The sequence below is a fragment of the Mesorhizobium sp. f-mel genome, assembly GCF_053850215.1.
Map to the genome: position 1 here is coordinate 491515 of NZ_JBSPTO010000001.1, position 22322 is coordinate 513836.

Annotated in this window: 22 protein-coding genes; 9 read left to right on the forward strand and 13 right to left on the reverse strand. The window is 63.6% G+C overall.

The features are described 5' to 3' along the window. Positions 1-2: 2 nt before the first annotated feature. The 5 genes from ACWUKX_RS02315 to ACWUKX_RS02335 are packed head-to-tail and all read right to left on the reverse strand — an operon-like array spanning position 3 to position 4747. Complete coding sequence (locus tag ACWUKX_RS02315; protein ID WP_456003420.1) at positions 3-1301, reverse strand: NAD(P)/FAD-dependent oxidoreductase; 1299 nt, start codon at positions 1299-1301, stop codon at positions 3-5. Further along, positions 1298-2281: a branched-chain amino acid ABC transporter permease gene (locus ACWUKX_RS02320; RefSeq protein ID WP_456004073.1), complete on the reverse strand. Its 984-nt coding sequence runs from the start codon at positions 2279-2281 to the stop codon at positions 1298-1300. Before ACWUKX_RS02320 ends, ACWUKX_RS02315 begins: the two co-directional genes overlap by 4 nt. Beyond that, a complete protein-coding gene (locus ACWUKX_RS02325; protein ID WP_095520808.1) occupies positions 2278-3186 on the reverse strand; it encodes a branched-chain amino acid ABC transporter permease in 909 nt (302 codons plus the stop codon). The genes ACWUKX_RS02320 and ACWUKX_RS02325 overlap by 4 nt, the downstream gene beginning before the upstream one ends. Beyond that, positions 3183-3950 (reverse strand): branched-chain amino acid ABC transporter ATP-binding protein, encoded by a 768-nt coding sequence (locus tag ACWUKX_RS02330; protein ID WP_456003422.1) that lies wholly within the window; start codon positions 3948-3950, stop codon positions 3183-3185. Before ACWUKX_RS02330 ends, ACWUKX_RS02325 begins: the two co-directional genes overlap by 4 nt. After that, positions 3947-4747 carry an ABC transporter ATP-binding protein gene (locus tag ACWUKX_RS02335; protein ID WP_456003424.1) on the reverse strand — a complete coding sequence of 267 codons (801 nt, stop codon included), beginning with the start codon at positions 4745-4747 and terminating at the stop codon, positions 3947-3949. The genes ACWUKX_RS02330 and ACWUKX_RS02335 overlap by 4 nt, the downstream gene beginning before the upstream one ends. Before the next feature lie 127 nt (positions 4748-4874). On the opposite strand from ACWUKX_RS02335, the gene ACWUKX_RS02340 reads away from it, so the two are divergent. Genes ACWUKX_RS02340 through ACWUKX_RS02365 form a run of 6 tightly spaced genes read left to right on the forward strand, consistent with a single transcriptional unit; the run spans position 4875 to position 9258 of the window. Then, entirely contained in the window at positions 4875-5603 is a 729-nt protein-coding gene (locus ACWUKX_RS02340; RefSeq protein ID WP_287094275.1) for a GntR family transcriptional regulator, read from the forward strand. Between the two features lie 4 nt (positions 5604-5607). Then, positions 5608-6093: a DUF3830 family protein gene (locus tag ACWUKX_RS02345; RefSeq protein ID WP_456003426.1), complete on the forward strand. Its 486-nt coding sequence runs from the start codon at positions 5608-5610 to the stop codon at positions 6091-6093. Continuing rightward, complete coding sequence (locus ACWUKX_RS02350; protein ID WP_287336540.1) at positions 6094-6453, forward strand: TIGR04076 family protein; 360 nt, start codon at positions 6094-6096, stop codon at positions 6451-6453. Beyond that, on the forward strand, positions 6450-7508 hold the full coding sequence (locus tag ACWUKX_RS02355; protein WP_456003428.1) for an aldo/keto reductase: 1059 nt from the start codon (positions 6450-6452) through the stop codon (positions 7506-7508). The genes ACWUKX_RS02350 and ACWUKX_RS02355 overlap by 4 nt, the downstream gene beginning before the upstream one ends. Positions 7509-7516: 8 nt before the next feature. Beyond that, a complete protein-coding gene (locus ACWUKX_RS02360) occupies positions 7517-7945 on the forward strand; it encodes a DUF4440 domain-containing protein (RefSeq protein WP_095520816.1) in 429 nt (142 codons plus the stop codon). 53 nt (positions 7946-7998) lie between these two features. Then, positions 7999-9258 (forward strand): ABC transporter substrate-binding protein, encoded by a 1260-nt coding sequence (locus ACWUKX_RS02365; RefSeq protein ID WP_456003430.1) that lies wholly within the window; start codon positions 7999-8001, stop codon positions 9256-9258. 30 nt (positions 9259-9288) lie between these two features. On the opposite strand, the gene ACWUKX_RS02370 is transcribed toward ACWUKX_RS02365, so the two are convergent. The 3 genes from ACWUKX_RS02370 to ACWUKX_RS02380 all read right to left on the reverse strand — a co-directional run bounded on the left by ACWUKX_RS02370 (position 9289) and on the right by ACWUKX_RS02380 (position 11506). Beyond that, positions 9289-10263 (reverse strand): sigma-70 family RNA polymerase sigma factor, encoded by a 975-nt coding sequence (locus tag ACWUKX_RS02370; RefSeq protein WP_456003433.1) that lies wholly within the window; start codon positions 10261-10263, stop codon positions 9289-9291. 22 nt (positions 10264-10285) lie between these two features. Then, complete coding sequence (locus tag ACWUKX_RS02375; RefSeq protein WP_456003436.1) at positions 10286-10825, reverse strand: dihydrofolate reductase family protein; 540 nt, start codon at positions 10823-10825, stop codon at positions 10286-10288. A 141-nt stretch (positions 10826-10966) separates the two neighbouring features. Next, a complete protein-coding gene (locus ACWUKX_RS02380; RefSeq protein ID WP_065008381.1) occupies positions 10967-11506 on the reverse strand; it encodes an Lrp/AsnC family transcriptional regulator in 540 nt (179 codons plus the stop codon). A gap of 48 nt (positions 11507-11554) precedes the next feature. Between ACWUKX_RS02380 and ACWUKX_RS02385 the strand changes: the two genes are divergently transcribed. Continuing rightward, positions 11555-12733 (forward strand): MFS transporter, encoded by a 1179-nt coding sequence (locus ACWUKX_RS02385; protein WP_456003439.1) that lies wholly within the window; start codon positions 11555-11557, stop codon positions 12731-12733. A gap of 144 nt (positions 12734-12877) precedes the next feature. Here ACWUKX_RS02385 and ACWUKX_RS02390 read toward each other — a convergent pair whose 3' ends face one another. Both ACWUKX_RS02390 and murQ read right to left on the reverse strand, forming a co-directional pair. Then, complete coding sequence (locus ACWUKX_RS02390) at positions 12878-14008, reverse strand: anhydro-N-acetylmuramic acid kinase (RefSeq protein WP_456003442.1); 1131 nt, start codon at positions 14006-14008, stop codon at positions 12878-12880. 194 nt (positions 14009-14202) lie between these two features. Further along, on the reverse strand, positions 14203-15126 hold the full coding sequence (gene murQ / locus ACWUKX_RS02395) for an N-acetylmuramic acid 6-phosphate etherase (protein ID WP_456003444.1): 924 nt from the start codon (positions 15124-15126) through the stop codon (positions 14203-14205). A gap of 166 nt (positions 15127-15292) precedes the next feature. Between murQ and ACWUKX_RS02400 the strand changes: the two genes are divergently transcribed. After that, positions 15293-16402 carry a carbohydrate kinase gene (locus ACWUKX_RS02400; protein ID WP_456003447.1) on the forward strand — a complete coding sequence of 370 codons (1110 nt, stop codon included), beginning with the start codon at positions 15293-15295 and terminating at the stop codon, positions 16400-16402. Between the two features lie 30 nt (positions 16403-16432). After that, on the forward strand, positions 16433-17362 hold the full coding sequence (locus ACWUKX_RS02405) for a pseudouridine-5'-phosphate glycosidase (protein WP_456003450.1): 930 nt from the start codon (positions 16433-16435) through the stop codon (positions 17360-17362). Between the two features lie 58 nt (positions 17363-17420). Here the strand turns inward: ACWUKX_RS02405 and ACWUKX_RS02410 are convergent, their stop codons facing one another. The 3 genes from ACWUKX_RS02410 to ACWUKX_RS02420 are packed head-to-tail and all read right to left on the reverse strand — an operon-like array spanning position 17421 to position 22319. Next, positions 17421-18824 carry an FAD-binding oxidoreductase gene (locus ACWUKX_RS02410; RefSeq protein ID WP_456003452.1) on the reverse strand — a complete coding sequence of 468 codons (1404 nt, stop codon included), beginning with the start codon at positions 18822-18824 and terminating at the stop codon, positions 17421-17423. Between the two features lie 5 nt (positions 18825-18829). After that, positions 18830-20068: a VWA domain-containing protein gene (locus ACWUKX_RS02415; RefSeq protein WP_456003454.1), complete on the reverse strand. Its 1239-nt coding sequence runs from the start codon at positions 20066-20068 to the stop codon at positions 18830-18832. After that, positions 20061-22319: a DUF5682 family protein gene (locus ACWUKX_RS02420; protein WP_456003456.1), complete on the reverse strand. Its 2259-nt coding sequence runs from the start codon at positions 22317-22319 to the stop codon at positions 20061-20063. Before ACWUKX_RS02420 ends, ACWUKX_RS02415 begins: the two co-directional genes overlap by 8 nt. Positions 22320-22322: the final 3 nt, after the last annotated feature.

A 22322-nucleotide genomic window follows, 5' to 3' on the forward strand; every position in this document is an offset into this window, starting at 1 on the left:
GACTAGCGGCCCTCATCCAGCCGGTCGCGCAGGATGCTTAGGGGAAGCAGCATGTTTGGCGCATGCCGCATCAGGCCGTGAAGCGGTATCGGCGACGGCGGCGCAAATGGCAGCGGTAAATCCTGAGGCTTTGTTCCATCAGCCCAATCCGCGAGCACCTTGCCCATGGTCGTCGTCATGGCAATGCCACGTCCGTTGCAGGCAAAGCCCGCGATCAGGCCAGGCCCGAGATCCACGAGGTGCGGAAGGAAGTCGGGCTCGACGGCGGCCATCCCCGACCAGCTGTAGGCGAGCGGCGGGATTTCCGGGAGATCGAGGTGTTTTGCAAGCCGACGCCAGATCGCATGCGGCACCCGCGCGTCGGCGCCGGGACCAAGACTATGCATGCCGCCGGTTATCAGCCGGTTTTCGCTATCGAAGCGGACGGTGAAAAGATTGCGTCTGGTGTCGCCGACGCCTTGCCCGCCTGGAAGCAGGTAAGTGCGGTATTCGCGCGGCAGCGGAGCCGTCGCGATCTGGAAGATTTTCAGAGGAAAGTAGGTTCGCTGCAGCGCGCGGTTCAGTGGTCCGCCATAGGCGTTGGTGGCAATCAGCACCTTTCCAGCACACACCGAACCCGATTCCATCTTCAAAGCCCAGCCATCCCCGTTGCGATCGATCGATGCAACGCGCGTATGCTCGAAGATGCGGGCTCCGGCCTTTTCCGCCGCGTCAGCGAGGCCGCGTGCGTATTCGACCGGATTGAGGACACCGCCCGACGGGTCCATCCAGCCGCCGGGATAACCCCGAATGCCGGTCAGATCTTCGGTTTCCTGCCTGTCCAGCGTAACAGTCGCTCTTCCGCGTCTTGCCCATTGTTCGGCGCGCGACCTGGTTTTTTCGAGAGCGGCCTGCGAATGGGCCGGTTGTATCCATCCGCTCTGGTCTGCGTCGCATTCGATGCCGTGCCGCCTGATCAGGTCGAAGACGAGGTCGGCGCTGCCGGTGGCGAACTCGACAAGGCGTTCGCCGCGTTCGGGTCCGAGCTCGGCAGCGATATCGTCGGGGTCTCTTTTCGCGAAATTCGGCACGACGAAGCCGGCATTCCTGCCGGTCGCGCCCCAGGCGATGATTTCCGCTTCGAGGACGGCGACCGAGATGCCTTTTTCGGCGGTATGCAGCGCGGTGGAAAGGCCTGAGAACCCGCCGCCGACAATCGCCAGGTCGACATCGAGTGCGCCTTCGAGGGTAGGCCGGTCACGGCGATTGCGGCTGACGGCGTGCCAGAGAGAAACGCCGGAAGACCCGGCAACCTCGATCATGACGCTGTTCCGCTCTCACCCGTAGCCACTCGGACACGCTTGCCGAATCTTGGCCGCCACGGCCTGTCGCCAAACAGGCCGTTCGGCCTGACCAGAAGAATGACGCACAGCATCACGCCGATGGCGACGATCTGCAGCGAGGCGGCGCGGGCCTGCTGTTCCGGCGAAAACAACACGCTCGTTAAGGCTCCCGATCCGGCCCATATCGCCCAGACAAGAATGCTGCCGATGACGGCGCCGATGTTGCTGCCCGAGCCGCCGACGATCAGCATCACCCAGACCTGGAAAGTCAGCGCCGGCAAATAATTGTCCGGAGCGATGAAGCCGGTGAAATGCGCGTGCAACGCGCCGGCCAGTGCCATGATGGCACCGCCCACGGCAAAGGCCTGAACGCGGTAGAAGCGTGCGCTTTTCCCCAGGGATATCGCTGCCCGCTCATCCTCGCGAAGCGCCTTCAACACGCGCCCCCACGGGCTGCGCGACAGATGCTCCAGCGCGAGATAGGCGATCAGCGTCACCACCGAAACGACGGCAAGGTTCGACAGGTTGAACAGCAAAGGCGTTTCGGCGAGGCCGCCGAAAGGACGCGGAATGAAGCCGATGCCGAACGGGCCGCCCGTCAGCTTCTGGGCATTAAGCGCCACCAGCTGCACGACGACGGCAACGCCGAAGGTGGTGATCGCCAGATAGTCCGATCTCAGGCGCAGCGTGGCAATGCCGGTAATCGCGGCGGCGATGCCGCCCACCAGCATGGCGCCGAGCCAGCCGACAAGGATCGGCAGGCCGAAGCCGCCCAGGCGCGCAGCATCGTCGGGCGTGGTCAGCAGTGCCGACGTGTAGGCGCCGATGGCAACGAAGCCCGCGAGTCCGACATTGAAAAGGCCGGTGAGCCCCCATTGCAGGTTGAGCCCGAGCGTGACGAGCGAAAAGATCAGTGCGGTCGTCAGGAAGAAAGCGCCATAGCCGAGCAGATCCATCAGCGTTCTCTCACTCCGAAAAGGCCGATAGGCCGCACGAACAGCACGGACATCAGGATGATGAAGGAGACGGCAGCGCGCCATTCGGCGCCGACCAACTGCACTGCGCCGGCTTCGGCCATACCGATGATCAATCCGCCGAGAACAGCGCCAGGCACGCTGCCGATGCCGCCGAGGATGGCGGCCGCGAACATCGGCAGCAGCATGTCGAAACCCATGAATGGACGGATCTGGATGAGAATGCCGATCATCACGCCGGCGACGCAGGCTAGCGCTCCGCCAATGATCCAGGTGACGCGCACGATCTTGGCGACGTCGATGCCGACAATGCGCGCCAAGGCCGCATTCTGGCTCAGTGCCTGCATGGAACGGCCGGTCTGGGTGCGGGTCATCAACAGATGCACGCCGAGCACGAGCACGGCGGTCAGCAGCAGCAGCGCGATCTGGTCGGGAGTGACGCGAATGCCGAAGCCGACCGGCATGGCGATCTGGATGGCCCGGCTGAAATAGGTCGGACGCGAGCTGAAGATGAATTCGAGCAGGCTTCTCAGCGCCATCGAGGCGCCGAAGCTCGCCATCACCACAATGATCGCCTGGCCCTTGGCCCGCAGCCGCGCGAAAAGCATCATGTCGAGCAGCAGCGCCAGCAGGCCGGTGATCGCCATGCCGACGATTACCGCGGCGATCAGCGGCCAGCCGAAGGACAGGGGAGCCATCGGCGCGATCTTGCCGAACATCGCGCCGATGGCGCCGACGACGGCGAGCGTCGCATAGGCGCCCCAGGCCATGAAGTCGCCATGCGCGAAGTTCGAGAAGCGCAGGATCGAATAGGTGAGCGTCACGCCGATGGCGCCGAGGCCGATCATCGAACCTGCCAGCAGTCCGTCGACGACAAATTGCAGGTTCATGCCGCGCTTCCTTTGCCCGAGTGCCGGTCTCTTCCGGGATCGAGACGGCGCTGACCAAGATAGAGTTCGGCGACGACCGAATCGTTCCAGAGCTCGGAGGCGACGCCCTCGTGCCGGTCCTTGCCCTCGACCAGCACATAGGCGCGATCGCCGATGGCAAGTGCTGCCTTGGCGTTCTGTTCGACCAGCAGAATGGTGACGCCGGATTCGCGTATACCGGCCAGCATCTCGAATACCATCGACACGATTTTCGGCGACAGGCCGGCCGACGGCTCGTCGAGCACCAGCACCTTGGGATGAACGATCAATGCCCGGGCAACGGCCAGCATCTGCCGCTGTCCGCCCGAGAGGTTTCCGGCGGCGGTTTTGCGCTGACGGACGAGGTCGGGAAAGGCCGCATACATTTCCTCGATGCGCGCAGGGGTCTCGCGCGGCATCAGGATGCCGCAGGCAACCTTCAGATTGTCCTCGACCGACATCAAGGGGAAGATGTTTTCGGTCTGCGGCACGAAGGCAAGGCCGAGGCGGACCATGATATGGGCGGGCGCCGCGGTGATATCCTTGCCGTCCAGCAGGACCGTGCCGCCGGTGATCGGGACAAGGCCGGCGATCGCCTTGATCAAGGTCGACTTGCCGGCGCCGTTGGGGCCGAGAACGACAACGATCTCGCCCTTGTCGACGGTGATTGAGGCGCCGCGCACGATCGGGACGCCTGGCTCGTAGCCGGCTTCGAGATCGCGGACATCGAGAACCGTTTGGCTCATGCCGCGCCTCCGAGATAGGCCTCGATGACGCGTGGATCGCGCGCCACCTCATCGGGCGTGCCTTCGCACAGGAGCTGGCCGCTCGCCATGACTAGCACCCGGTGGCAGAGCCGCGTCACCATGTCGATATTGTGCTCGATCAGCAGGAAAGTAATGCCGCGGGCGTTGATGTCGCGGATGCGATCGATGATGACTTCGAGCAACGTCGCATTGACGCCGGCCGCCGGTTCGTCGAGCAGGATGATCGCCGGGTCGGCCATCATGACGCGGGCGAGTTCGAGCAGCTTGCGCTGGCCACCGGAAAGCACACGCGCCGGCTCGTGCGCCAGGCGGGCGAGCGTGACGAGCTCGAGCAGCTCGATGGCTTTCGTCTCGGCCGCCCGCTCCTCGGCGGCGACCCGCCGTGGCGTCAGGAAATTGGCGAGCAGTCTTTCCCCGGCCTGCCCCTGCGCGGCCAGCATGACGTTTTCGATCAGCGTCAGGTTGGGCAAGGGCCGGGGGATCTGGAATGTGCGGCCAAGGCCGCGGCCGATGCGGCGATGCGCTGCCTCTCCCGATACCAGTGTGCCGTTGAGAAGGATGTCGCCACTGGTCGGCAGGATGCTGCCGGCCAGCAGGTCGAACATCGTCGTCTTGCCGGCGCCGTTCGGGCCGATGAGGCCGAGTATTTCACCCGGCTGGACGTCGAACGAGACATTGTTGACCGCGACGAGGCCGCCGAAGCGCCGGACGACGTTTCTGGCCGTCAGAACCGGCGTACGGGTGTCCGCCCGCTGTTGTGCGATTGTGTCACTCATGGAACCCTCGGGCCGAAAGCGATCGTCGCCGCCTTCTGGTTTGATTTGTGATCACACTTGCTTTGATCACGCTATTCGGCTTTAATTTCTTCCGCAAGCCGAAAACGGGCCAAGAGCGGGACTGCCCATGCAGAAGGCCGTCATCGAAAAGAACAACGAGGTGGTCGCAGCCCAGCTTACGCCAGTCGGCCGCGAAACCGTGCAGGATCGCGTCTATTCGGAGTTGCGCCGGGCCTTGATCGGCGGCCTTTTCGAGCCGAGCCAGGTTTTGACGATCCGCGGCCTCGCCGACGCGCTGGTCACCAGCACCATGCCGGTGCGTGAGGCGCTCGGACGGCTGATCACGGAAAAGGCGCTGGAGGCGCTTCCCAACCGTTCCGTGCGCGTGCCGCCGATCACGCTGGAGCGTATCGACGATCTCTTGCGCGCCCGCTCCCTGATCGAGGGCGAAGCGATCGCGCTGGCCGCCACGCGCATGAATCCGCGCCAGATTGCTTCGGTCGAAGCCATGCTCGGCGAGTGGGACGAGATGCGGGCGTTAAAGCACAAAAAGGATATCGACCGCGAGGCGACGCTCAACCAGAGCTTCCACTTTGAGATCTACCGTTGCTGCGGCTCCGCCGTGTTGATCCCGATGATCGAGAGCCTGTGGCTACAATCCGGACCCTGTATCCGCGTCGCCATCTACGCCTTTTCGGATGCCGGCGAGGTCGATACCGCCCACTATCACCGCAGCATTGTCGCAGCGCTTGCAAGGCAGGATGCCAAAGCAGCGCGCGAGGCGCTGGTGGCCGACATCAGCCGGCCCTTCGCTTTCCTGCGCGACAAGCTTCAATCCGCCAATAGGAAAGATTGAGGGCATGACGCTTGCCATCAGCATCGCCGAGCCACGCTCAAAGCTGTCCGTGACGGCGCTTCTGTTGCCTGAAAAGGCGCCCGAGAACGCTGCTTTCCTGCTGGCCTATCTCGAGCAGCCGCGCGTCGTTGCCGGCATCCACGCGATGTGGACAGGGCCGGAAATCTCCTGCCCGGTTCCATCAGCGGATATTGAGGGCCAAGCCTATGCCAGGCCGTTGCCGGCGGAGAATGCAACGTTGACGCCGCAGCCGGGCGACATCGTGCTATCCTACGTGCCGCCGCGCATGTGGGGCGGCAGTCCGAATGCGATATTCGACATCGGCCTGTTTTATGGCCAGGGTGCGCGTCTGCTGTTCCCGATCGGCTGGCTTGCCGGAAGCGTGGTCGCGCAGGTGCGTCCCGAGGAGCGCGACCGGTTCGCCGTCGCCTGCGGCGTGATCCGCCGCAACGGCGCTTGCGAAATCACCTTCACCCGGGTGGAGATCTGAATGGCTGAGAGCGACGACAGTTTCGAACTTTTCGACCTTCGCGTCGAGGCGGTTATCCCCGAGGGCAAGCCGATCTATTGCGGCGCCAAATCAGGCGATTATTTCGAGCTCAAGGGCGAGATGCTGTCGATGCCGGCGGGGCAGGGTTTTTCGATCTATTCGATATCAGCTGTGTTGCCGCTGCTCGCGGCAAAACAGCGCCCGACCCACAGGAACGACTGGATGACGTCGGATGCCGAGATCGCCTGTCCCGATCCCAATTGCGCCAGCCGGCTGAGGATCATCAGGACTGGGAAGCGGCGGTTCAGCCATGCCGAGACCACGGCGGTGCCGCTGCCGAAGGAGAATGACCAGAGATGACCGAAAAGTCCTTCGAGCTCAGCCCGGGCTATACGATCTCGCGCGTCATTCGCGGCGGCTGGCAGCTTGCCGGCGGACACGGCGCAATCGACCGCGAACAGGCGGTGACCGACCTGATCGCCACCTTCGACGCCGGCATCAGGACCTATGATTGCGCCGATATCTATACCGGCGTCGAGGAACTGATCGGTGCGGCGCGGCTGCGGCTGGCCAGTGAGCGTGGTCTCGACGCCGCCACCAAAATGAAGGTGCACACCAAGCTGGTGCCTGACTTGGAAAGGCTTGCGAATATCAGCCGCGACTATGTGAGAGGCATCGTCGACCAGTCGCTGCGGCGGCTGAAGACCGAACGGCTCGATCTCGTGCAGTTCCACTGGTGGGATTATGCAGTGCCCGGTTACGTCGATGCGATGGGCTGGCTCAACGACCTCCGCTTGGAGGGCAAGGTGCGCAACGTCGGCGCCACCAATTTCGACACGCCGCATTTGGCCGAGATCCTAGCGGCCGGCGTGCCGCTGGTCAGCCAGCAGCTGCAATATTCCGTGCTCGATCAGCGGCCGGCCAACAGCCTTGCAACACTTGCCGGCCAGAACGGCGTCAGTCTCCTCTGCTACGGTTCGGTGGCGGGCGGCTTCCTCAGCGAGAGATGGCTTGATGTCGCCGAGCCGCAGACGCCGCCGCTCGAAAACCGGTCGCTGGTCAAATACAAGCTAATCATCGATGATTTCGGCGGCTGGGATCTCTTCCAGGAACTGCTGTGGGCATTGAAGGCGGTCGCCGACCGCCACGGCGTCGACATCGCCACCATCGCCAGCGCCTGGGTGCTGGAGCAGCCGCAAGTGGCGGCCGTCATCGTCGGCGCTCGCAACCAGGCGCACGCCCTTGCCAATGCCGGGATCATGGACGTCGCGCTCGATGCCGAGGACCGGGCGCGGATCGCCGCAGTGATCGCGCAAAGCAGCGGGCCTCTGGGCGACGTCTATACATTGGAGCGCGACCGCCACGGTCGCCATGGCTCGATTATGCACTACAATTTGAACGCCGGAAGAAAATGAGCTCGGCCATGAACGAGAAGCCCTCTCTGCTTTCACGCGCAAGCGCAGAGATCGTCGATCTGCATCGCTTCTTCGTCGACTGGTTCGACAGGGCGAGCGCCGACAGGGTGGATTTCAGCCGCTTCGAACGCGTCATGGGTGACGGCTTCTGCATGGTCGCGCCGAGCGGGCAGGTCCTCGATCGTAAGGCGGTGCTCGATCATATCAAGGCAAGCCGCGCCACCTGTGACGGCGATTTCGCCATCTCGATCGAGGATATCCGGGCCGGCTGGCAGGCCGGCGACACGATCGTCATCAGCTACGTCGAGGCACAGCAGCGCGCCGGCAAGCACAGCCGTCGTCGCTCGAGCGCCGTTTTCACCACCAGTTCATCGGCGCCCAACGGCGTTGAATGGCGGCATCTGCATGAAACCTGGCTGCAGATGCCGGAAGGCTGAACAGGCTCAAGACATGAATTGAACCAGAGTCGTGTGACGAAAGGGGAACAACAATGACAAAGATGATACTTCTGATCACCACCGCGCTAGCTCTGCTGACGGCAGCAGGTGCAGCGCAAGCCGCCGATTGCAAGATCACCGTTGGCCTCGTCATGGAACTGACTGGCCCGGCCGGCGAATACGGCCAAGCCGGCGCCAAATCGGTCGAGATGGCCTTCCGCGATATCAACGCCGCCGGCGGCGTTCGCGGTTGCGATCTCGCGACCGACACGCGCGACAGCCAGAGCCAGGGCAACATTGCGGTCGACGCCGCGACCCAGCTTGTGCAGGTCAAGAAGGTGCCGGTGATCATCGGCGGCATCATCTCCTCGGTGTCGATCCCGATCCTGACCTCGGTCACCGCTCCGGCCAAGATCGTCCAGGTGTCGCCCGCTTCCTCGTCGCCGACGCTGACGGCGCTCGGGCGCGACGGCAAGACCAACGGCATCTTCTTCCGTACCATCACCTCGGATGCGCTGCAGGGCGTCGCCGCCGCCAAATATGCCATCGACAAGGGCTTCAAGAAGCTGTCGGTCATCCACGTCAACAACGACTTCGGCGTCAACATGGTGGCCGAATTCTCGCGCGCCTATAAGGCGCTCGGCGGCACCATCGTCTCCGACACGCCTTACAATGAAAAGCAGTCGAGCTATGCCTCGGAAGTGACCGCGGCGATATCAGGCGAGCCGGACGGGCTTTATCTCGTCAGCACGCCTGTCGACGGCGCAACCATCGCCCGCACCTGGATTTCGCAAGGCGGCGTCCAGAAATTTCTGCTCAATGACGGCATGAACAGCCCGGACTTCATCGAATCCGTCGGCGCCGATTACCTGAAGGACGCCTATGGCACTTCGTCGGGCACCAGCCCGACCGCATCGACCGAATATTTCACCAAGAACTACAAGGAATTTTCCGGTATCGAACCATCGAACCCGGCAGCCGACCGGTCCTATGATGCCGGCGCCATCGTCGGGTTGGCCATAGCCATTGCTGGTTCCGAGGATCCGGCCAAGATCAAGGACGCGATCTACAAGGCGGTCGATCCGGCCGGCACGCCGATCTATGCCGGCAAGGACGAGTTCGCCAAGGCGCTCGGCCTGATCAAGGATGGCAAGCCGATCCGTTACGAAGGCGTCATCGGCCCGGTCGCATTCGACAGGTACGGCGACATCACCGGCCCGTTTCGCCTCTGGAAGATCGTCGACGGAAAGGTGACGACCGACGGCGAGATGACCACGGATGACGTCAACGCCCTGCAGGCGAAGCTTCAGTAAGGCGCCTATGTCTTGTCCGGCATCATTTCACTAGGGTTGATGCCGGACACTTGCATCGTCCCGTTTGTTGCCCGGGCATGCGCCCGGTTGGTTGGGGATGGAAACGAACACCGCTCTGGCCGCCGGCATTATCCAGGGACAGGCGTAATAATCGGCAATGCGGTTTATGACCCCGTCGATCGCTTCGATCCGAACCGGATGGGCTGGTTTCCAACCGCCTTCGCCGCGGTGGAGCACGAGCAGCACCGCTTCGCCATCGATCTCGCCAGTCATCATCTTCCAGGTCATTTGGGCGTTTTCATACTCGACAAAATAGGGCGATTCCAACAACTGGCCCTTGAAGCAATCCGCGACCCGCAATTGGGCATCGGCGCTGGTCAACGCCCGCACGCCATCCCAGTCACGGCGATTGAAAAGCTCGACATAGCGGTTGAGCAATTTTGAAAGCTCGGCATTGCGCTGGGACTCCGAACGGACGTCTGGTTCGTTTGGCAGCATCGCCAGCTTGGAGCGTCCACGGCTCAACGCCGCCTTGACGCCACCCACGGTCGAGCCGACGAGGCCGGCGATCTCTTCCAGCGAATAGTCGAATACATCCTTGAGCAGGACGCAGGCGCGTTCCTTGGGCGGCAGGTGGATCACCAGCCGTTCGATCGCGCGATCGGCGCCCTGGCCCGGCGGCTCGACCGGCAGGATGATTTCGTTTTCGACGAAATTGGCCTCCGCACGCTCGCGCGCTTGTCTGCTTCGCAGGAAATCGATGCAACGATTATGCGCAATGCGAAACAGCCAAGGGCGAAGAGCGCTCGGATCGTCAAGCTTCTCGATCTTCCGATAGGCTTCGAACAGGGCCTCCTGCATGACGTCTTCGCCGTCGAGCGTCGAACCTGTCATGCGTGCACAGTAGCGGTGCAGCCGTCCGCGCAAATGTGCGACCGTCTCCAGGAACGCGGCGTAGCGGACGTCAAAAAGCCCGGTTGGATCGATTCTTGGCTGCATCTTCATGGTATCAATATCCAGAGACGGATCACCGTGGGATATAGGTCAGCGTGATGACGCCGTTCTTGAACCGGTGCGTGTTCACAAGCTCCAGCTTGACCAGGGACGGGTCGATATCCTCGAAAGCGCGTTTGCCATGGCCCACACGGGTGGGCACGATGGAGAGCTGATACTCGTCGACAAGCTTGTTGGCGAGCAGCGTCTGGTCGAGATTGCTCACCCCATATTTCAGTATGTCCCCGCCGGCCTGCTGCTTGATCCTAGCGATTTCGGCGGCGACATCACCCTCGATCAGCGACGCGTTCCAGCTCACGTCTTTGAGGCTGCGTGATGCGACAAGCTTCTTCAGCCCGTTCATGCGATCCATATACTTGCTACCCTTGACCTGCGGCCAGCGCGCCGAAAACATTTCATAGGTCACGCGACCGAGCAGGAAAAAATCCGCCTCGCCAGCCTTTTGGTAAGAATGCTCCCTGGCTTCTTCGTCGAAGAAGGGCGAAGCCCAGTCCATTGGTGCCTCGATGACGCCATCCAGCGAGATGAAGCTGCCCACGATCAATTTTCTCATTGCACGTCTCCGGTTGCGCAGCAGGCCTTCCCGTCATGATCGAGAACCGGCGAACGAACCGGTCCCTCGATCGTGACAAGGCACCCGATAGCTAAGACGTTCCCGGTTCGATTTTGGATACGCGCGTGAAGATCGTTTGAACTAATACAGCGGCTTGGCCATGTGCCGGGGCGACGGCCATTCTGTCGTGATCCCGGGCTGCACCGGCCGCTCGAGATAGGTCGACAGAACCACGTAGCTTCGTGTCGAGGTGACGCCGGGCGTTTCGTAAAGCCGCGACAGCAGGCCTTCGAGCGCCCGAGTGTCCTCGGTGCGGACCTTGATCAGCATGCATGTGTCGCCGGCCACCGAATGAATCTCCTCGACTTCGGGGTGCTCGGAAATCGCCATCAGTTCGGGGGTCTTTCCCCAACCCTTGGTGTCGATGTGCACGAAAGCGAGCAACGGCTTGCGCACCGCCTTGGGATCGATGATCGCCGCGGTGTTGCGGATGGCGCCGCTGCGCCGAAGCCGCTTCACCCGTTCATGCGCTGCCGGCGGCGACAGGCCGACGCGATCACCGAGCTCGGCATAGCTGATCGTGGCGTCATCGACCAGAACGCCTAATATCTTTCGGTCGGTTGCGTCAACATCGCGGGCAGCAGGCCGGTTCTGCGGAACGCCATCTGTTTCTTCATCCATAATGAAGTTCCTTATTGATACAGAATTTAATACGGCGATTATCACCGCATGTCGAACAGTGATCAAGTCGCAACTTTGACGGCAAGGCCTCCTATCCCGGCGCTCGCTTATCTGCTGACCGGGTGCATAGGCGTGATCGGCTCCAACTCGCTGGTCCTCGGTCCGATAGCACCGGCAGTGGCCGGGTCGTTTACGACGAGCGTGCCGGCCGTCATGATCGCGTCCGCTGCGTTCGGTCTTGGCACGTCGGCAAGCGCCTTGTTCCTGGCGCGCTATATCGATCGGCTCGGCGCCCGCCGCATGCTGCAAGGGGCGTTGCTGCTGCTGGCGATAGCACTTGTCTCCAGCGCTGCCGCGCCGACGGTAACGACGCTGGTTGCGGCCCAGCTTCTCGCCGGCATCGCTGCCGGTGTCGCCATGCCGGCAATCTATGCCAGCTCGGCCGCGATTGCGCCGCCTGGCCGCGAAAGCGGGACGATCGGCGTCGTGCTGACCGGATGGACCCTCAGCATGGTGGCCGGCGTCTCATTATCGGCGGTGCTTGCCGACCTCGTGCATTGGCGCGCTGTTTTTGCGGCGGTAGCGGTCCTTGCGGCGCTCGCATTGACCGGTCTTACGCTGACGTCGCTGAGCGATGTCAGGAAAAGCGGCCCGGCGCCGACGCCGCTCGGCGCTTTGGCGGTGCCCGGCATAGTGCCGCTTCTGGTCGCCTGCGGCGCCTTCATGACCGCCTTCTACGGTGTCTACGGCTATCTCGGCGATCATCTTCACAATGGCTTGGGACGGCCGGTCAGCGCCAACGGCTTGGCCGCGCTCGCCTATGGCGCCGGCTTCGGCATGGCGGCGCTTCTCGACGGCGTGATCGATCGGCTTGGCGCGCGACGCGTCATGCCGTTCGCCTATCTGCTCGTTGCGGTCGTCTATGTCGCGCTGGCCGCGGCAGGCGGCAGCTTCCATCTGACCATCGCGATGGTGGCGGCCTGGGGTCTTGCCAATCATTTTGGACTGAACGTCCTGGTGATGCGCCTCTCGGCGCTCGATCCGGCGCGGCGCGGCACGATCATGGGTCTGAACAGCGCCGTGACCTATAGCGCGGTGTTTGTCGGAACCACGGCCTTCGGACCGCTTTATTCCAGCTTTGGTTTTGCGGCATCGGCCGTGGTCGCAGCGTTGCTCATGCTGGTCGCGGCCTCAGCGGCGGTGTGGCGTTCGCCGCGGTCCGTGTAGTCGCGGAGCCACGCGGCTGATCGAGACGTTCAATCCCCAGGCGGTCAAGGTCTATGAGCGTCGGGGTTATCGGCCTTTCGGCGTGCTTCCCGATCTTCCCGTCGGCCGCAGCCGCGTCTTCCTGTAGAAGAATTGTCGGCTTGATTAGCCGGCGAGGCGTCCGCCGCGCATCGGCTGTGGCACACCAGTGGTGGTCGGGAAGCTGATCGGCAGGCCCCTGAGCACGCGAACCGCAAGGAAGGCAAAGCATTCCGCCTCCACCGCGTCACCCTTCCAGCTGAGCGCCTCCGCCGGCACGGCTTCGACACCGGCACGGCTGGCGAGCATGGCCATGATCGTCGGGTTGTGGCGGCCGCCACCGCTGACAACAAGCCGCTTCGGCCGGTGTGGCAGGAGGTCGAGCGCTTTGCCGACGGCGGCGGCGGTGAAGGCCGTCAGCAGTGCAGCGCCATCCTCAGCGCTCATCCCATCCGCCATGGCTGCGCCGAAGTCGAACCGGTCCAGCGACTTTGGATAGGGCTTGGCCAGATAGGGATGCTGCAAGAGCTTGGCCAGCCGCGCTTCGTCGACAGTGCCGGCGCGGGCCAGCGCGCCGTCGCGGTCCATTTCGCCGAGCCCTTTGGACTTGATGAAATCGTTCAACGGCGCATTGGCCGGTCCGGTGTCGAAGGCAACGACATTGTCCTTGCCATCCCACCACGTGACGTTGGCGACGCCGCCGAGATTGAGAACGGCCGTGTCGCCGCTGGCGTCGGCATCGCGTAGCAGCGCGGCGTGATAGGCCGCGGACAGCGGCGCCCCTTGCCCGCCGGCGCGCATGTCGGCCGAGCGGAAGTCGTAGGCAATTTTTGTATCCAGGATGGCATGCATCAACTCGCCATCGCCGAGCTGGCGGGTCTGGCCGGGCCGGCCGACTTGCGGAGCACGATGCAGCACGGTCTGGCCATGGAAGCCGACGACCCCGATATCGGCCATCTTCAATCCATAGCTTTCGACCAGGTCCTTGACCGCCGCTGACTGGGCGCGCGTCAGCGCTTCTTCAGCTTCGCGAAAGATCGCCGGCTCCGGTCCGGTGAAATTCCACACCCTGGCCTGATCCAGCGTCTCCTCCAGCAGGGTCCGGATCGACCTGGGGTAGGGTGCCAGCGTGTAGGTGCCGAAATCCGCGATCCGCTCGCCATCGGTCTTGATCAGCGCGACGTCGATATTGCCGTCGAGGACGGTGCCGGTCATCAGGCCGACGGCCCAGATTGGCTGGTCACTTTTCGCAATCATGATTTGTTAGGCTCCATTGGCGAGATCGCCGACCGATTGGCGAAGCGATTCCGCTGTTGAATGATGTGTCGGATGGATCCGTTTGGCGAGCAAGGTCCATGCCTTGCCTTTGTCGAGGTCGATCCACAGTCCGATGCCGGTAAAGCGGTATGCCCGACCGTCCCTGCACAGCCGGCCGCCGCCAGCCCTCATCCTCACACAGGCTTTTCGCCTATCGCCTTTCGCAGGAATCCTCCCGCATTGTCGAGGGCTTGCCGCGCCTCTTTGACGCTCATGCCGGTGATTGTCACCAGGATCGCCAGCTTCACGTCTTTGCCGGTCTGGTCGAGCGCCTGTCGTGCCTGCTGCGCTGTGCAGCCGGTGGTCTGCATCACGATCCCAACCGCCCTGGCGACGAGTTTCTTGTTGCTGGGATTAAGGTCGACCATCAGGTTCTGATAGCTCTTGCCGATCCGAATCATGCTGGCTGTCGTCAGCATGTTGAGAACCAGCTTTTGCGCGGTTCCCGACTTCAGCCGGGTCGAGCCGGCGAGAACCTCGGGGCCGACAAACGGAGAGATGGCAATGTCGGCAATGCCGGCAATGGTCGATCTGGGATTGCAGGAGAGCGCCACTGTCGTCGCTCCCACCTGCTTTGCGTAGGTCAAACCGCCGATCACATAAGGCGTGCGGCCGCTGACCGCGATGCCGACCACCACATCGTCGGCGGTCAACTTGATGTCCTGCAGTGCCTTCATGCCTTGTTGCGGATCATCCTCGGCGCCTTCCGCAGCCCGCATCAGCGCTTTGGGGCCGCCCGCGATCAGGCCGAGCACCATGTCCTCGGGCAGACCGAATGTCGGTGGACACTCCGAGGCGTCGAGAACTCCCAACCGGCCGCTCGTGCCGGCGCCGATGTAGACAAGCCGCGCGCCTTTTTGAAACGCACTAACGATCCGGTCTACCGCGGCAGCGATTTCCGGAATGACTTTCTCGACAGCGGCCGGAACGCCGCTGTCCTCGTCATTGATCTTGCGCAGGATCTCGATGGTTGGCAGCAGGTCGATATCCATCGTCTTCGGGTTCCGGTCCTCGGAAACCAACCGTTCCAGCTCCGACATCAACTCCTGTTCGCTCATCCGCTTGCTTTCAAAGTTCTTACCGTCGGCAATAAGTAATGTGATGCGGCGCCAAGCGTCGACCAGTACCAGCAGTGACGGACCTTCACTCGCTCCAAACAAATGTTGACAAGACCGTCTGTAGTTGATCAACGTCAGCCATGAATTCGACGGACCGGGTGAGACGATGGACAACCTTGGAGCACAGGAACAGGCGGTTCTGGATCTCATCGCGGCGAACCCCTTCGCCGGCCAGCAGGACATAGCGACCGCGCTCGGCATTGCCCGCTCGACCGTCGCGGCCCACATCGTGCAGCTCGTCAACAAGGGCTACATTCTCGGTCGCGGCTATGTGTTGCCGGCCTCCAAGCGCATGATCTGCATCGGCGGCGCCGTCCTGGACCGCAAGTACCACGCCAAGAAGGATCTGATCTTCGAGACGTCGAACCCGGTCGACGGTTATCGCAGCTTCGGCGGCGTCGCCCGCAACGTCGCCGAGAACCTTGTCCGCCTCGGCGTCAACGTAAGCTTCGTCTCGATTGTTGGCGACGATGAAACCGGGCGTTCGCTGGTGCGGCATCTGCGGGATCTCGGCGCTGACGTCAGCCAGGTCATCACCACCACGGAGCGGCCGACGGCGGAATATGCGGCCATCCTCGATCTCAACAACGATCTCGTCCTCGGCATCGCTGACATGGAGATTTTCGATCTGTTTTCGCCGTCCTATCTCGACCGTTTCTGGCCGCATCTTGCTTCGGCGACATGGGTGTTCATCGACTGCAACCTGCCGGCCGCAACGATCGCCGCGCTGATGTCGCGCAAGCAGGGCGCGCGCTTCAAGCTCGCCGTCGACACGGTGTCGTCGCCGAAATCGGCGCGCCTGCCGAAGGACCTGACCGGCATCGACCTCTTGTTCACCAACCACGACGAGGCCAACATGATGCTTGGCATCATCGATGCCGACAAGCGGCTGAAGCCGAAGGAGGCTGCGGCCGCTTTGCGCGACGCTGGCGCCAGCGAAGTGATCGTGACCATGGGCGCGCATGGATTTGCGGTGGCGACCGAAAATGGTGTGTCGACGATGCGCTCCGTCCCGGCCCGCGCCGTCGATATCACTGGCGCCGGCGACGCGATGATTGCCGGCACCTTGTACAAGGTGCTTTCGGGAGATCCCGTTCCTCACGCTGCGCGCACCGGCGCGCTGCTCGCCACGCTGACCACCGAGAGCGAATCCAGCGTTCATCCCGATCTGTCGCCGCGCTTCCTCACCGCCGGCATGTACCGCATTCCCGCCTGAACGCGAGCCAACCCTGAAAGCGAAATGACGATGAAACCTTCCCTTCTCCACCTGAATGACAAAGTCGCCGCAGCACTCCGGGAAGGCCGCGCGGTGGTGGCGCTGGAATCGACGATCATCACCCATGGCATGCCCTATCCGGCCAATCTGGAGACAGCGCGCGGCGTCGAAACCGTGGTGCGCGAGAACGGTGCTGTGCCTGCCACGATCGCGGTGGTCGCCGGCAAGATCAAAGTCGGGCTCGATGACCGTGAGCTGGAGCAGCTGGCAGCGGCAAAAGACGTGGTCAAGGCCTCCGGGCGCGACCTCGCCGCCATCATGGTGGGCGGCGGCTCGGCCGGAACCACGGTTTCGGCGACGATGCGGATCGCCGCACTCGCCGGCATCGGCATTTTCGCGACCGGCGGCGTCGGCGGCGTGCATCGTGGCGCCGAGGCCACTTTCGATATCTCGGCCGACCTGACCGAACTCGGCCAGACCGGCACGACCGTCGTCTGCGCCGGCGTAAAATCGATCCTCGACATTGCAAAAACGCTGGAATATCTGGAGACCCAGCGCGTGCCGGTGATTGCCTGTCAGAGCGACGATTTTCCGGCCTTCTATACGCGCTCCAGCGGACTGAAAGCCGATCACCGCCTCGATACGGCCGAGGACATTGCGCAGGCCATGCTGCTGCACGAGCAGATCGGCTCGGGCACCGGCATCCTGGTCGCCAATCCAATTCCGGAAGTGGATGCGCTCGATCCGGCCTTCATCGACGGCACGATCACGGCAGCGGTGGCAGAGGCCGAGAAACGCGGCATCGGGCGCAAGGAACTGACGCCGTTCCTGCTCGCCCGCATCAACGAGCTTTCGCAGGGTCGCAGCCTGAAGGCCAATATCGCGCTGGTCCGCAACAACGCCGCGCTTGCCGCCCGTATTGCGGTGGCGCATGCGCGGTTGAAGCGCATGGGCGGTTAGACTCAGCACCCGGCCAGCGCTACCGGCCGTCGATTTCCAGCCTCATTGGGGCGGCACGTCACGTATGGTAGCCCCCCGGTGAGAGGTCGAAGACCCGCCCGGTATTGAGGATATTGTTCGGATCGAACGCTGCTTTCAAGCGCCGCATGGCGGCGATCTCGGCATCGCTGCGCACCAGGTGCAGCCATTCCTTCTTGTCGAGGCCGATGCCATGTTCGGCCGAGACGCCTCCGCCGGCCGCAGCCACGCTGCGATAGATGATGTCATACGCCGCCGCCGGATCCAGGGTGCGAACCTGATAGTGCAGATTGCCATCGCCGAGGTGGCCAAAGACATAGATGTCGGCGTTGCGGTCGATGGCCTGGATCGCAGCTTCCGCTTCCTTCAGGAAAGTCCCCATCCGCGCCAACGGGATGCTGATGTCGACGCCGATCAGGCCTTTTATCGAAAACAGGAAGCGATTGGCGTCCTCTCGCACCGCCCAGAGTGCGCGGAATTCACGCGGTGACTGCGAGACGACCACGTCATCGATCATGCCGTCTTCAACGGCCTGCATCAGCACATCGGCAAAACGTTCGCCGTCGCGGTCGGGCTCGCTGCCCTGTATCTCGGCCAGCACATAGACGGGCGAGCCGACGGGCAGCGGCGCCGGCGCATCCATGCCGGCGACCATGGCGCCATAGAGCGGCGCGAAATTCACTTCATAGGCCGAGAGCAGGGGTCCGAGCTTCTGCCTGAGCAGCGCAAGCAGCGCGATCGCCGCGTCGAGCGACGCAAGTGCGCAGAAGGCGTTGACCTCGGTGGCCGGCTTCGGGTGCAGCCGCAGGCAGGCGCGCGTGACGACGCCCAGCGTGCCTTCGCTGCCAATGAAGAGCTGGTTGAGATCATAGCCGGAATTGTCTTTGGACAAGCCCTTGAGCGACGTCAGGATGCTGCCATCGGCAAGTACCGCTTCCAGGCCGAGCACCTGCGCGCGGTACATGCCGTAGCGCAGCACCCGGACACCGCCGGCATTGGTGGCGACATTGCCGCCGACCGTGGCCGTGCCGCGCGCGCCGATGTCGACGCCGAACAGCAAGCCGGCGGTATCGGCCGCGTCCTGCACCATCTGTAGTGGTGCGCCGGCCTCGGCGACGATCGTTGCCGCCTCGCGGTCGGGCGGCTCGATCGCCGTCATGCGCTCCAGCGACAGCACCGCTTCGCCGGGCTGGATGCGAGCCGCACCGGCAAGCCCGGTTCGGCCACCCTGGACGACCAGCCTCTGCCGCGCCTCGTTGCACAGGCGCAGTATGTTCGACACCTCGCCGGTCCTGCGCGGACGCAGCACGAACTCCGGCAGTGCGCCGGTCTTGCCGTCGGGATCTTCCCTGTAACGCGGTCCGGCCTCGTCGGCCGAAACGATCGCTGATCTGTCCAGCCGTTTTTCCAGCCGCGACAGGAGCTCGGCAACCTTCTGTGACATGGGGCTCACTCGTTCGCCCTGGGCGCTTCGGCCTCGGTGCGAACCAACTTGATGTCGGCTCCCGCCGCCCAGGCGCCGATATCTTCCCGGCGCAATGCCGCCGCCATCATGTCCGGAAACAAATCCGGCGTGCAGGCGAAGACCGGAATGCCAAGTGCGGCAACCGAACCTGCCATTGCCGGATCGTAGCCGGGCCGGCCTTGGTCGGTCAGTGCCAGAAGCACGACGACATTGACGCCGGATCGAACCAGCGCTGCCAGCCGCCGCAGCAACTCCTGGCCATTGCCGCCCTCGTAGAGGTCGGTGATCAGCACCAGATGCGACTTGGTTGGCCGCTCGATACGGTCGGCGCAATAGGCGACGGCCTGGTTGATATCGGTGCCGCCGCCAAGCTGCACGCCGAACAGCACTTCGACGGGATCGCTGAGTTCTTCGGTAAAGTCGACGATGGCCGTATCGAAACAGACGAGCTTGGTGCGCACGACCGGCAGCGAGGCCATCACCGCCGCGAAGATCGAGGCGTAGACCACCGAGCTCGCCATCGAGCCGGACTGGTCGACGCAGAGAACGACTTCGTCAAGATCGACCAGCCGGCGCTGCTTGCGCATGAAACCAACCAGCTTCTCCGGCACGATGGTTTTGTGCTCGGGCTGGTAGTGGCGAAGGTTCGCCGAGATGGTGCGCTGCCAGTCGATATCGCGCGCACGCGGACGGTTGGTGCGCCTCGATCGGTCGAGCGCGCCGCGTATCGCCTCGGCGGTCTTCTGCTCCAGCTTCTGCATCAGCTTGGCGACGATGTCGGCGATGATCGTGCGGGCGATGTCCTTGGTCTTGGCCGGCATGACCGAGCGGAGCGAAATCAGGTCGGCGACCAGGTTGACGTCGGCCTCGATCGCCTTGAGGAACTCCGGCTCCATCAGCATCTGCTTCAGGTCCAGCCGTTCGAAAGCGTCCTTCTGGACAATCTGAACGACCTGCGCGGGAAAGAAGGACCTGATATCGCCCATCCACTGTGCAACGCGCGGCGCCGAGCGGCCGAGTCCGCCGCGCCGCTTGCGCGGGTCGCTGGCTGCGCTGTCGCCATCGCCGTAGAGAGCATCGAGCGCCGCCGAAAGCCGTTTGTCGTCGCTGGAAAGCGACGGCGATGCCTCATCGGCGGCGCCGATCGCCAGGCGCCAGCGGCGCTCCCTTCCGCCATCGGCTGTGAGTGGGCCGGCCTCGTTCATTTCGCCCTCGTCATCCATTGCCGTTTCCTCCCGTGAGCAATGGTCCAAGCAGCTCCAGGTGTCGGCGCCACGCCTCGCCGCCATCCGGCGTCGGCGTCAGGCCGGCCGGCAAGCGCGCGGCGCGGCCGAGAACTGCCTCGATCAGCCGCCGGCGCTCCATGCTGTCCAGATTGGAAAAGACGCGGCGCAGCAACGGCAGGTGCGCGATGAAAGCATCTTCGTCGAGCGATTTAAGCCAGGAATCGACAGCGCAGCGCAGACCTTCATCATAGATCAGCCGTTGACCGGCTGTGCTGAAGAAGCCCTCGAAGAACCCTGCCGCTTCAGCGACCGGCGTGCCCGGCGACAGGCGTCGCCCGAGCAGCCCGGCCGCGGCTTCGGCGGACAGCCGGCCGGCTTCGTAGAGCAGGTGCGCGGCGCATCCGGCCAGCAGCGCCGTCGACCGCGACCCCTCCAGCACGGCAGCCAGCCCGTTGCGCCATCCGTTCAGCACGTCTTGCCCGGGCTCGATCAGCCTGATCGCCTCATCGGCCTTGCGCATCGCGCCAACCAGCGTCGCGGCCGCCTGCTCATCCAGATCGCGTGCCGCATAGGGAAGCGCGATCGCAGCTTCGACGATCAGCCGCTCCATGAGGCCGGACAGCCGGTTCGTTTCCGTTTTGCGGGCCTCCCCGTAGCGGATGATGTCGGCGAGCGGCGGCATCGACGCCAGAATCTCCAGGCATTCGCTGCTGCGCGCCGCTCGCGCCTCCAATGCCGCGAGACCTGCAGTCGATGCTTCCGACAGGCCTGCCGTGATGGCGCCCTGGACCAGTACCACAAGAGTATCGAGGGTTGCTGCGGCTTCGATCATCTGGATCAGGCGGCCGTTGGCAGCTTTTTCGATGGTCGGCCCGTAGATCAGGTTCTCCACCAGGCGAACGGCATATTCCGGCTCCCAGGACAGGATCCACCGCTCGCGAAAGGTGCCGCGGCTGCGACCGGCGTCCGTCAACTTGCCCCAATGCACACCAAGCACGTTCAGCCGATGCAGCAATGTCGAACGAAACAGCCCGCTGTCGCTTCGCAGGTCGACGGATAGTTCCCGCTCCAGCGCTTCAGGTTTCAGCCGCGCCGCCTTCTGGTTGCGCTGCAGATCCTCGATCAACGGCGCCAACGGCGTGTCGGGTGGAATTTCGCCGACGTCCGCACCCAGAAGCAGCTCGGCCTCGACCAGGGTCCACAGCAACGCTTCGCCATTGAACAGAGCCGCAATTGCGGCGTCGCGCAATTCCTCAAACCCGGGTTTCGGCCGCTCGCGAATCGCGGCGAGCGTGCGGGCGAGCCGCTCCGCTTCGATCATCGAAGCGGTCGAGACCAGGTGACCCTTCACCCGCAGCACCGCTGCAATCATTGCAAGCCACAAGGTTGCTGCATCGCGCCGGCCGCGCGTGCGCCAGAGATGCTTGCACCAGCCGGGTGCGACGACGCCTGCACCATAGCCGTAGCCCAGCGCCAGACGCGGTCCCGTCCACGGCGCCCATGTCATCGTGCTCTTGCGCCTTGCAATCCCCTTGAGCAGGGCTTGATCGTTTTTCTGCGTGTGTGTCGCCTGCAGTGCCGGCACATGCCACGCCCCGCAGACGACGGCGATAGGTCCGTCGAATTCCTTGCGCGCCGCCGCGATTTCGAACCGCATATGCGCTTCGCGCTGGGCCTCGAACTGCGCGATCGAGCCTTCACCATCCCTTAGCGTCATCATCGCGTCGGAGATGGCGGCGAATATGGGACCTGGTTCCGGATTCTGCTCGATGATGTCCGACCACCAGCTTTCGCCATCCTCATAGCCGGCGGCGTGGGCCAGCGCGCCTATCGGATCACGCCGATGCGGAGCCACATCATCACGCTCGCTTGATTCCTTCGCTTCGTCAGCATCAACTTTTTCCGCGACGTCGACCGCCGCTTCCGACAAGCGCGCCGACGACGGCAGGTCGATGAATCGCAACGCCGCCTTCTTGCCCACGGCCCAAAGGACCGCCTGATATTCGGGCGAGAACTCGGCGAAGGGCCAGAAGCTTGTCGAAGCCGGATCCTCCTCCGGATAGCAAAGCAGTGCCACCGGCGGCTGCATTTCCGGGCGGGCCAGCAAAGGCAGCAGCGCGGAGGCGTCGATCGGCCCCTCGATCAGCACGGCGACCGGCTGCAAATCCTGCAATGCCTGCGCGAGGCTGTCGGCGGAACCCGGCCCGTGATGGCGTATGCCGAAATAGGCGATCTCGCGCTGTCCCACGGC

Excerpts from the sequence above, each read along its gene's own strand:
- ACWUKX_RS02400 (WP_456003447.1), top strand. The coding sequence starts at position 15,293 with ATGGACAACCTTGGAGCACAGGAACAGGCGGTTCTGGATCTCATCGCG.
- ACWUKX_RS02340 (WP_287094275.1), top strand. The coding sequence starts at position 4,875 with ATGCAGAAGGCCGTCATCGAAAAGAACAACGAGGTGGTCGCAGCCCAG.
- ACWUKX_RS02370 (WP_456003433.1), bottom strand. The coding sequence starts at position 10,263 with ATGAAGATGCAGCCAAGAATCGATCCAACCGGGCTTTTTGACGTCCGC.
- ACWUKX_RS02385 (WP_456003439.1), top strand. The coding sequence starts at position 11,555 with ATGTCGAACAGTGATCAAGTCGCAACTTTGACGGCAAGGCCTCCTATC.
- ACWUKX_RS02335 (WP_456003424.1), bottom strand. The coding sequence starts at position 4,747 with ATGAGTGACACAATCGCACAACAGCGGGCGGACACCCGTACGCCGGTT.
- ACWUKX_RS02390 (WP_456003442.1), bottom strand. The coding sequence starts at position 14,008 with ATGATTGCGAAAAGTGACCAGCCAATCTGGGCCGTCGGCCTGATGACC.
- murQ (WP_456003444.1), bottom strand. The coding sequence starts at position 15,126 with ATGAGCGAACAGGAGTTGATGTCGGAGCTGGAACGGTTGGTTTCCGAG.
- ACWUKX_RS02410 (WP_456003452.1), bottom strand. The coding sequence starts at position 18,824 with ATGTCACAGAAGGTTGCCGAGCTCCTGTCGCGGCTGGAAAAACGGCTG.
- ACWUKX_RS02355 (WP_456003428.1), top strand. The coding sequence starts at position 6,450 with ATGACCGAAAAGTCCTTCGAGCTCAGCCCGGGCTATACGATCTCGCGC.
- ACWUKX_RS02375 (WP_456003436.1), bottom strand. The coding sequence starts at position 10,825 with ATGAGAAAATTGATCGTGGGCAGCTTCATCTCGCTGGATGGCGTCATC.
- ACWUKX_RS02365 (WP_456003430.1), top strand. The coding sequence starts at position 7,999 with ATGACAAAGATGATACTTCTGATCACCACCGCGCTAGCTCTGCTGACG.
- ACWUKX_RS02315 (WP_456003420.1), bottom strand. The coding sequence starts at position 1,301 with ATGATCGAGGTTGCCGGGTCTTCCGGCGTTTCTCTCTGGCACGCCGTC.
- ACWUKX_RS02405 (WP_456003450.1), top strand. The coding sequence starts at position 16,433 with ATGAAACCTTCCCTTCTCCACCTGAATGACAAAGTCGCCGCAGCACTC.
- ACWUKX_RS02380 (WP_065008381.1), bottom strand. The coding sequence starts at position 11,506 with ATGGATGAAGAAACAGATGGCGTTCCGCAGAACCGGCCTGCTGCCCGC.
- ACWUKX_RS02325 (WP_095520808.1), bottom strand. The coding sequence starts at position 3,186 with ATGAACCTGCAATTTGTCGTCGACGGACTGCTGGCAGGTTCGATGATC.
- ACWUKX_RS02350 (WP_287336540.1), top strand. The coding sequence starts at position 6,094 with ATGGCTGAGAGCGACGACAGTTTCGAACTTTTCGACCTTCGCGTCGAG.
- ACWUKX_RS02415 (WP_456003454.1), bottom strand. The coding sequence starts at position 20,068 with ATGGATGACGAGGGCGAAATGAACGAGGCCGGCCCACTCACAGCCGAT.
- ACWUKX_RS02360 (WP_095520816.1), top strand. The coding sequence starts at position 7,517 with ATGAACGAGAAGCCCTCTCTGCTTTCACGCGCAAGCGCAGAGATCGTC.
- ACWUKX_RS02345 (WP_456003426.1), top strand. The coding sequence starts at position 5,608 with ATGACGCTTGCCATCAGCATCGCCGAGCCACGCTCAAAGCTGTCCGTG.
- ACWUKX_RS02330 (WP_456003422.1), bottom strand. The coding sequence starts at position 3,950 with ATGAGCCAAACGGTTCTCGATGTCCGCGATCTCGAAGCCGGCTACGAG.